A 7,593-nucleotide genomic window follows, 5' to 3' on the forward strand; every position below is an offset into this window, starting at 1 on the left:
TCTCGGTCCAATCCGCCGGCCGCCCCATTCCCACACCTCCGGATCGAGGTGTTGCGACGACCAGTTGAATCCGCCCAAGATACGTCGGATGCCTACCATCGCGTCCTGAAACGCCACGGCGCGCGCCCGTCGGTCGACGCCACCGGAGTGTGCTGGGACAACTCCGCCGCGGAGTCGTTCTTTGGAACACTCAAGAACGAACTCGTCCACCGGGAAACCTATCCGACCCGCCGCGCCGCCCGTACCGCGATCGCCGAATACATCGAAGTCTCCTACAACCGGCAGCGACTCCACTCCACGCTCGGCTACCGCACCCCAGAACACATCGAGCGCGTATACCACTCAACTCAGAACGAAGTGAAGGAAGCAGCATAAAGCTGCTATAGTCCGTCTACGTCCGTGTCCGAGAAACGGGCAGCACCTCAGTCAGTGTTCAGGCGACGCGGGTGTCATACTCCTCGCGATTGGCGAGCACCTCGTCCATGTGCGCCTCGGCCCAATCCTTGATGCCGCGCATCATGTGGTGGAGCGAGAGACCCAGGTCGGTCAGCTCGTATGTGACGGTGACCGGCACGGTCGCCGTCACGGTGCGGGTGACCAGGCCGTCGCGCTCGAGGGAGCGCAGCGTCTGGGTGAGCATCTTCTGGCTGACCCCGGCCAGCCGGCGGGCCAACTCCGAGTAGCGCATCGCTCGTGGCTCGCCGACACGGTTGCTGCCGGGGGCGTGCGGGCCGTCGCTGCCGAGAGCTGCCAGGACCAGCGTCACCCACTTGTCGGAGATCCGGTCGAGTAGCTGGCGGCTGGGGCAGCGTGCCAGGAACGCGTCGTAGTCTGCCTGCGCCTGTGCCCGCTTCTGGGCTGCCGTCAGTGTTGGCATCGACTGCTCCTTCCTACCGGGCGGTGCCCTACGCACTGTGAGGTGCGTACTTCCTAGTGGAGAGTTATCCCTCAATAGTGATGTGGGATGACCGTCGAACACAAGCCCACAGGGAGTGAACCCATGAGCATGTCCACCTTCCGCACCGCCGTCGTGCGCACCCCGGGCGGACCCGGCTCGATCGAGATCATTGACGTTCCCGTTGCCGAGCCCGGGCCCGGCGAGGTCCGGGTCGAGATCGCCGCTGCGCCGGTCAACCCCGTCGACCTCGGGGTCGCGGGTGGCTTCTTCCATGCCATGGGGCTGATCAATCAGCCGGAGCGTACCGGCCTGGGTTGGGACTTCGCCGGCATCGTCGTAGCCACCGGCCGCGGCGTGGATCTGGCCGTCGGTACCCGGGTCGCCGGTCTGGTGGTTGGGTTCGACCGCGACTTCGGCACCTACGCCGAGCAGCTCGTCGTGCCGGCCGCCGACCTCGCCGTCGTGCCCGACGGGCTGGACCTGGTCGCGGCGTCGACGGTGCCGCTCAATGGGCTGGCTGCGGCGCAGATCGTCGACCTGCTCGGTGACGCGCCCACCGGCGGTAACCGGCTGCTGGTGACCGGGGCGGCCGGCGCGGTCGGGGGGTACGTCGCCTCGCTCGCGCAGGACCGCGGCTGGCGGGTGACCGGCCTGGCCCGAGCCGAGGACGAGGAGTTCGTCCGCAGCCTCGGCGCCGGCTTCACCACGCACGCCGAGTCGGGCTGGGACGCGGTCGCCGACGGTGCCGTACTGCAGGAGCAGGGTCTCGCCTTGGTCCGTGACGGCGGGGCGTTCGTCGGTATCCGGCCGAACGCCGTGCCGGCCACGGAGCGCGGAATCACCGTAGCCGTCGTGGTAACGCACCCCGACGGCCCGCGATTGGGCGACCTGCTCGCCCGCACCGCGTCAGGCGAACTTCCGACCCGAGTGCACACGGTCGTGCCGCTGGACCAGGCCGCCGACGCCCACCGGGCCATGGCGAAGGGCGGGGTGCGCGGTCGCTACGTGCTCCAGCCCTAATGGCCAGCAACATCCAGCTCGACGATCCGACCATTCACGTCATTGGGCTACTCAACCGCCTGTACCTGTGGCCGGGCAAGTTCCTGGCTGGACGCGCCACGTGGTGCCCAGCCAGGAACGCCAAACCTCATCAACCCGACCGCGTGCAGGGAACCACGGACATCGACACCACGAGCGGTCGGTCGGACAGCCGTTCCACTTCCAAGGATGTGGAACGGGCCCGCGTGTCCGGGCCGGACATGACGGATCTTGGTCGTAACCTGCGGTCGTGCGTGGATCGCCCCCTTCGCCGTCGCCTCTCGGCCTGGCCGAGCTGCCCGAGGCCGCACGGGCGGAGGCGCTGCGCCGGTGGCGGGTGCTGCGCCCGTACCTGGAGGACGGGGTGCCACTTCCCCGCGCGGCCGGCGACGCGGGAGTGCGGCTGCGCACGGCCGAGCGGTGGCTGGCCCGGTACCGGACCGACGGGCTGGCTGGGCTCGTCCGGTCGGCGCGCTCGGACCGAGGCACGCGGCGGCTACCCAACGAGCTGCGGCTGCTGATCGAGGGCCTGGCCCTTCGTCCGCCGGGGTCATCCGCAGCGCACGTGCACCGCGTCGTCGCCGGTGTCGCCAAGGACCAGGGGTGGTCGGTGCCGGCGTACGCCACCGTGTACGCGGTCATCCGGGACATCGACCCGGCGATGCGGACCCTGGCCCTGGACGGGGACAAGCGGTACCGGGAGGTGTTCGACTTGATCCACCGCCGGGAGGCGTCCAGTCCGAACGAGATCTGGCAGGCCGACCACACCCAGCTCGACCTGTGGGTGCTCGGCCCGTCGGGCAAGCCAGCCCGGCCGTGGCTGACTGTGATCGAGGACGACCACTCCCGGGCCATCGCCGGGTACGCGGTCAACCTCGGCGCGCCGTCGGCGATCCAGACCGCGCTTGCCCTGCGCGGCAGGCGATCTGGCGCAAGAGTGAAGCGGGCTGGCATGTCTGTGGCATCCCCGCCGCCTTCTACACCGACCACGGCTCGGACTTCACCTCCCAGCACCTGGAGCAGGTCGCCGCCGACCTGAAGATCCGCCTCGTGTTCTCCCAGCCAGGCCGGCCGCGCGGCCGCGGGAAGATCGAGCGGTACTTCGCCACGGTCAACCAGAGGTGCCTGCCCACCCTGCCCGGCTACGCCCCACGCGGCACCAACGACCGGGCCGGACAGAGGCGAAGCTCAGCCTCGCCGAGCTCGACGCGGCGATTGGCCGGTTCATCGTCGCCGAGTACAACCAGCAGCCCCACAGCGAGACCGGCCAGCCGCCCCAGACCCGCTGGGACGCAGCCGGCTTCCTGCCCCACCTGCCCGCCAGCCTGGAACAACTCGACCTACTGCTGCTCACCATCGCCAAGCCGCGCAAGGTCCACCCCGACGGGATCCACCTGTTCGGCCTGCGCTACCTCGACGCCACCGTGCTCGGCGAGTACGTCGGCGAACCGGTCACCATCCGCTACGACCCGCGCGACATTGCTGAGATCCGTGTGTTCCACGACGACCGGTTCCTGTGCCGGGCGGTCTGCCCCGAGCTGGCCGCGCAGACCATCGGCATCAAGGAGATCACCGCCGCGCGCAACGCCCGCCGCCGCGGCCTGGCCCAAGGGCTGACCCAGCGCGCCGGCGTTGTCGACCGACTCCTGGCGGTGCACCAGCCACCCGACCCCGCGCCAGCCCCGCCGGACCCCGAACCGACGCGCCCCGCCTCGGCGCTCAGGCTCTACCGGGAGGACTGAGCCATGGCCGACCCCAGCGAGCGTGTCGCGGACACCCCCGAGCAATGGGCAGCCAAGGAGGCGACCGTCGCCGCGATGCCCACCCCGCCGGAAGTCGACGACGAGCCCGCGGCGGAAGCGCCGTTCGTCGTCACCAAGGAGTACCGGCGCTTCGCCGAGTTCGCCGACGCGGTACGCCGGGACCGCTACATCGGACTGTGCTACGGGCCACCCGGGGTCGGCAAGACCCTGTCCGCGCGCCGGTACGCCCACTGGGACCTCATCGAGCCTGCCGTCCAGGCCTTCAAGTTCTTCGAGCCCGACCGCGTACCCCGAAAGATCCTCGACACCCGCAGCGCGCTCTACACCCCCAAGGTCCACAACAGCCCCGGCCGACTCGACAAGGACCTGGCCTTCATCCAGGACCGGCTGTCCTGGATGATCCAGACACTCGAACACCCCGACCACGCCCCGCAGATACCGTCAGGCCGGTACGCCGAACTGCTCCTCGTCGACGAGGCCGACCGACTCAAGACCGCGACCCTGGAACAACTGCGGGACCGGCGTCGGGCGGATCCTGATCGGCATGCCCGGCATCGAGAAGCGCCTGGCCCGCTACCCGCAGCTCTACAGCAGCGTCGGGTTCGTCCACCACTACCGGGTGCTCTCCGCCGAGGAGCAGGCGTTCGTGCTGGCCCGCCACTGGCCCGAGCTCGGCCTGCACGACCCGGACGACTTCACCACCGCCGAGACCCTCGCCACGATCATCCGCATCACCAGCGGCAACTTCCGGCTCACCGCCCGCCTGATCGCCCAGATCAAGCGGGTCCTGGACATCAACCAGCTCTTCATAGTCACCAAGGAAGTCGTCGAGGCCGCCCGCGAGTCCCTCGTCATCGGCGTGCTGTGAGCCATCGGCCACGCCCGCACCGACACCGTCCGGATCTACACCCTCCTCACCCCAGATGACGCGCACCCATCTCGCCTTGCTGGCCAAGCGACCAGCGAGGCGAGCATGTCCTTACCGGAAGGCGTGGATGTGGCGCTGGGTCCAGTCGTCGAAGGCGCGCGGTGCGCGGCCCAAGATCTGCTCCGTGTGCGGGCTGATCCGCTGCTCTGCCGTGGTGGGCTCCCCGAGGATGGCCAGGGTGCCGTCGACCACCGGCTCGGGCATGAACCGCACCATCTGCGCGCGGGCTTCCTCACGCGTCTGGTCGACGAACCGGATCGGCTGGCCGAGCGCGTCGCTAATGATGTGGGCACGCTGTCGGGCCGTGGTCAGGGCCGGTCCCGTCAGTTCGTAGATCCGGCCGGCGTGATGGTCCTCCCTCAGGACCATGGCAGCGACCTCGGCGATGTCGGCTGGATCGACGACCGGCAGGCCGACGTCGCCGAACGGCGCGGCAACCGTCCGCTCGGTCTGAACTGACTCTGCCCACGCGTAGGCGTTGGACGCAAAGCCCCCCGGTCGCAGGATCGTCCAGGCCATGCCGGATTGCTGAACGACATTCTCGATGCCGCGCAGCGGTGCGTGGGAGACGGACTGCGGGCGGGTTCCGGCGGCTTGCGAGGAGAGCAGGACGATGTGTTCGACTCCACCGGCTTTCGCGACGTCGAGGATGTCGCCGGGGCTCAGATGCGCACCGGCACCCGCGACGAGCAGAAAGAGCGCATGGGCTCCGTCCACCGCCGGTCGCAGGGTCTCGGGCCGGGCCAGATCAGCCTGTTGGTATCGCACGCCTTCAGGGGTTGCCACCGGCAACGTTCCTCGCGATACCGCGGTCACCTGCTCACCGGCCGCGGTCAGTGCTTCTACGAGTACGCGACCGACGTTGCCGGTGGCTCCCGTTACTACGATCATGAACGGCTCCTCATGCTTCGACATCACCCGTGCCTCGATCGGGTGTAATCGCCGCCGCCCTGGTCTTGTTCGGCGGTGACCGGGCGAAGCTAGCATCACGGGTATAGTAGGTACCTACAGGAAAGTGACTATGTCGGAGGAGTCCGTGTGCAGCAGGACCAGGCGACCTGGATACCCTCGGCGTCAGCCGACCCCGCGCAGGCCTGCCCCGTCGCCCCGGTCGTAGACATCGTCTTCAGCCGGTGGACCACCCCGATCCTGTGGACGCTGAACTATCAGGGACGACAACGCTTCGTCGAACTGCAGCGGCGGATCACCACGATCACGCCGAAGGTGCTGACCCAGCGCCTCCGACAACTCGAACGCGACGGGCTCGTCGTGCGCACCTACCACCCCGAAGTCCCACCCCGGGTCGAGTACGAGATCAGCGACCTCGGCCGCAGCCTCGCTCCACTGTTCGCCCACCTCGCCGAATGGGCTACCGCCCGCCTTGACGAGGTGGAACAAGCCCGGCGCACCTACGACACAACGCCGCGGTAACGCCACTCCGCCACTGCCCTCCCGGAACAGTTCACTGAACCAGTCTTACGGGACATCACCGAGTGCGCGGTGCCGGTGTCAGTAGCCGGTTTCCTGCATTAACGTCAATCTGCGTGACCAGCGAGATCCTGCCGCCAACGACAACCTCGGCGTTCCCCTGTTCGCCGAGATGGAGCGCACCTTCACCGCCGAACGCGCCGCGAACGCCCGCGCAGTGGCTGAGGCCAAGGGCCGCCACGTCGGCCGGCCCATCGCCCACCCCACCGACAAGATCGAATACGCCCGGCTACTCAAAGCCCGAGGCGAGAGCCTGGGCGCGATCGCCACCAAGACCGGCATCCCGAAGACCTCACTGCACCGCTACCTGACAGACGTCGAACCCGCGACGACACAAGCGCAATAGCAGTGCAGGATCACCGCCACTTACCGGCGAAGATCACAACGCTCCTCGGTGGGGTGGCGGGCGGTCGCCGGATGGTGTCGACAGACGACCGTTTGCCGACACCGGGGACGCAAGCCATCAAGGTCCTTACCGGGCGCCCACCGCCTCGGCTTACTGAGCGCCGAAGGCTTGGGGTCGAGGAGGAACCGCGCAGAATTGAGTTAGGGCGGCCTGATCATCGGCAGCCGCTGGGTTGATGATCTGCGTGCCGGTGGAGTTCTTGACGGGTGCGCAGATTGCGGCGCGGGCGGTTCGAGGGTTGGTCCGCGTGGCGGAGCTGGAGCGGTTCTTCTTCCTGCACGGCTCTGCGCCGTGTCGGCTACGGTGAACGCATGTGCTGCTGCGCTGCTATGACCACCCGGACCGCCGTCTAGGGCGCGTATCTGGTTGTGATCAAAGGGGGGTCCGGGTGAACTCCTTGATCCAGATCATCGAGGCGCGGAGGTGAAGGCCGGCAAGGTAGCTGCCCGGGGTCTTGTCGTAGCGGGTGGCGATTCCCCGCCAGGCCTTCAACTTGTTGATCAGACGTTCGACGGTGTTCCGTTCCTTGTAGAGATCAGCGTCGTGGCGGACGGGGCGCCCCGCCCCTGCTGCCCTTCCTCGTGCGGTTGGCGGCCTGGTCGGCCTTCTCGGGAATGACGGCCTTGATGCCACGTCTGCGCAGGTAGGCACGGTTGCCGCGCGACGAGTACGCCTTGTCCCCGGCGACCGCCCCGGGTCGGGTACGGGGACGACCGACCGGCCCGGGTACCCGTACCTTCTCCAGCACGGGTATGAACTGCGGGCTGTCCGCGGCCTGCCCCGCGGTCAGCACGAACGCCAACGGCCGGCACCGCCGGTCAGCGGCGAGATGGACCTTGCTGGTCTGCCCGCCCCGCGACCGTCCCAGCAGAGCAGCGGTCAGCCGGACCTTGCGTCGGCGCCGGAGGTGTCGCCGTTGTTCCCGGCCGGGGTCGTCCACGATGTTCTGCCTGTCTTGTCCCTGCGTGCCGCCCCTTTTCGCCGGGTCTTCTCCTCCTCGGTGGCGGCTTTCTCCAGGGCGGCGATCACGTCTTCGGCCAGGTGCATCCGGTCAGCTCTCGTTGACTCATCT

At 68.6% G+C, this 7,593-nt stretch carries 9 protein-coding genes and 2 pseudogenes; 8 read left to right on the forward strand and 3 right to left on the reverse strand.

Annotation, left to right across the window (positions count from 1 at the left end; genetic code table 11):
- Positions 1 to 375, forward strand: a 375-nt coding sequence (locus E0504_RS44270) for an integrase core domain-containing protein (protein ID WP_243657916.1), incomplete at its 5' end; no start/stop codon positions are given.
- 58 nt (positions 376 to 433) lie between these two features.
- Here the strand turns inward: E0504_RS44270 and E0504_RS44275 are convergent.
- Positions 434 to 877, reverse strand: coding sequence for a helix-turn-helix domain-containing protein (locus tag E0504_RS44275; protein ID WP_112107067.1), 444 nt, complete (start codon positions 875 to 877; stop codon positions 434 to 436).
- 123 nt (positions 878 to 1,000) lie between these two features.
- Between E0504_RS44275 and E0504_RS44280 the strand changes: the two genes are divergently transcribed.
- The 5 genes and pseudogenes from E0504_RS44280 (at position 1,001) to E0504_RS52975 (ending at position 4,567) form a co-directional block, all read left to right on the forward strand.
- The gene (locus tag E0504_RS44280) at positions 1,001 to 1,918 is read left to right on the forward strand and encodes an NADP-dependent oxidoreductase (RefSeq protein WP_112107066.1); all 918 of its coding nucleotides are present in this window, start codon (positions 1,001 to 1,003) and stop codon (positions 1,916 to 1,918) included.
- A gap of 268 nt (positions 1,919 to 2,186) precedes the next feature.
- Complete coding sequence (locus tag E0504_RS51630) at positions 2,187 to 2,975, forward strand: helix-turn-helix domain-containing protein (RefSeq protein WP_200835333.1); 789 nt, start codon at positions 2,187 to 2,189, stop codon at positions 2,973 to 2,975.
- A gap of 82 nt (positions 2,976 to 3,057) precedes the next feature.
- On the forward strand, positions 3,058 to 3,678 hold the full coding sequence (locus tag E0504_RS51635) for a Mu transposase C-terminal domain-containing protein (RefSeq protein ID WP_200835332.1): 621 nt from the start codon (positions 3,058 to 3,060) through the stop codon (positions 3,676 to 3,678).
- 75 nt (positions 3,679 to 3,753) lie between these two features.
- Positions 3,754 to 4,170: pseudogene (locus E0504_RS52970) on the forward strand (AAA family ATPase); the annotation flags it as partial.
- Between the two features lie 73 nt (positions 4,171 to 4,243).
- On the forward strand, positions 4,244 to 4,567 hold the full coding sequence (locus E0504_RS52975) for a hypothetical protein (protein WP_235014192.1): 324 nt from the start codon (positions 4,244 to 4,246) through the stop codon (positions 4,565 to 4,567).
- A gap of 111 nt (positions 4,568 to 4,678) precedes the next feature.
- Here the strand turns inward: E0504_RS52975 and E0504_RS44295 are convergent, their stop codons facing one another.
- A complete protein-coding gene (locus E0504_RS44295) occupies positions 4,679 to 5,518 on the reverse strand; it encodes an NAD(P)H-binding protein (protein WP_112107076.1) in 840 nt (279 codons plus the stop codon).
- Positions 5,519 to 5,665: 147 nt separating this feature from the next.
- Here E0504_RS44295 and E0504_RS44300 point away from each other — a divergent pair, with 147 nt between their 5' ends.
- Both E0504_RS44300 and E0504_RS44305 read left to right on the forward strand, forming a co-directional pair.
- Positions 5,666 to 6,058: a helix-turn-helix domain-containing protein gene (locus tag E0504_RS44300; RefSeq protein WP_112107065.1), complete on the forward strand. Its 393-nt coding sequence runs from the start codon at positions 5,666 to 5,668 to the stop codon at positions 6,056 to 6,058.
- Between the two features lie 169 nt (positions 6,059 to 6,227).
- Complete coding sequence (locus tag E0504_RS44305; RefSeq protein WP_235014188.1) at positions 6,228 to 6,461, forward strand: helix-turn-helix domain-containing protein; 234 nt, start codon at positions 6,228 to 6,230, stop codon at positions 6,459 to 6,461.
- A 432-nt stretch (positions 6,462 to 6,893) separates the two neighbouring features.
- Here E0504_RS44305 and E0504_RS44310 read toward each other — a convergent pair.
- Positions 6,894 to 7,593: pseudogene (locus E0504_RS44310) on the reverse strand (IS5 family transposase); the annotation flags it as partial.

This window comes from Parafrankia sp. BMG5.11, assembly GCF_004337455.1.

Bases quoted from the DNA above. Each gene is read 5' to 3' on its own strand.
- E0504_RS44275 (WP_112107067.1), bottom strand. From the start codon at position 877: ATGCCAACACTGACGGCAGCCCAGAAGCGGGCACAGGCGCAGGCAGAC.
- E0504_RS44280 (WP_112107066.1), top strand. From the start codon at position 1,001: ATGAGCATGTCCACCTTCCGCACCGCCGTCGTGCGCACCCCGGGCGGA.
- E0504_RS52975 (WP_235014192.1), top strand. From the start codon at position 4,244: ATGCCCGGCATCGAGAAGCGCCTGGCCCGCTACCCGCAGCTCTACAGC.
- E0504_RS44295 (WP_112107076.1), bottom strand. From the start codon at position 5,518: ATGATCGTAGTAACGGGAGCCACCGGCAACGTCGGTCGCGTACTCGTA.
- E0504_RS44305 (WP_235014188.1), top strand. From the start codon at position 6,228: ATGGAGCGCACCTTCACCGCCGAACGCGCCGCGAACGCCCGCGCAGTG.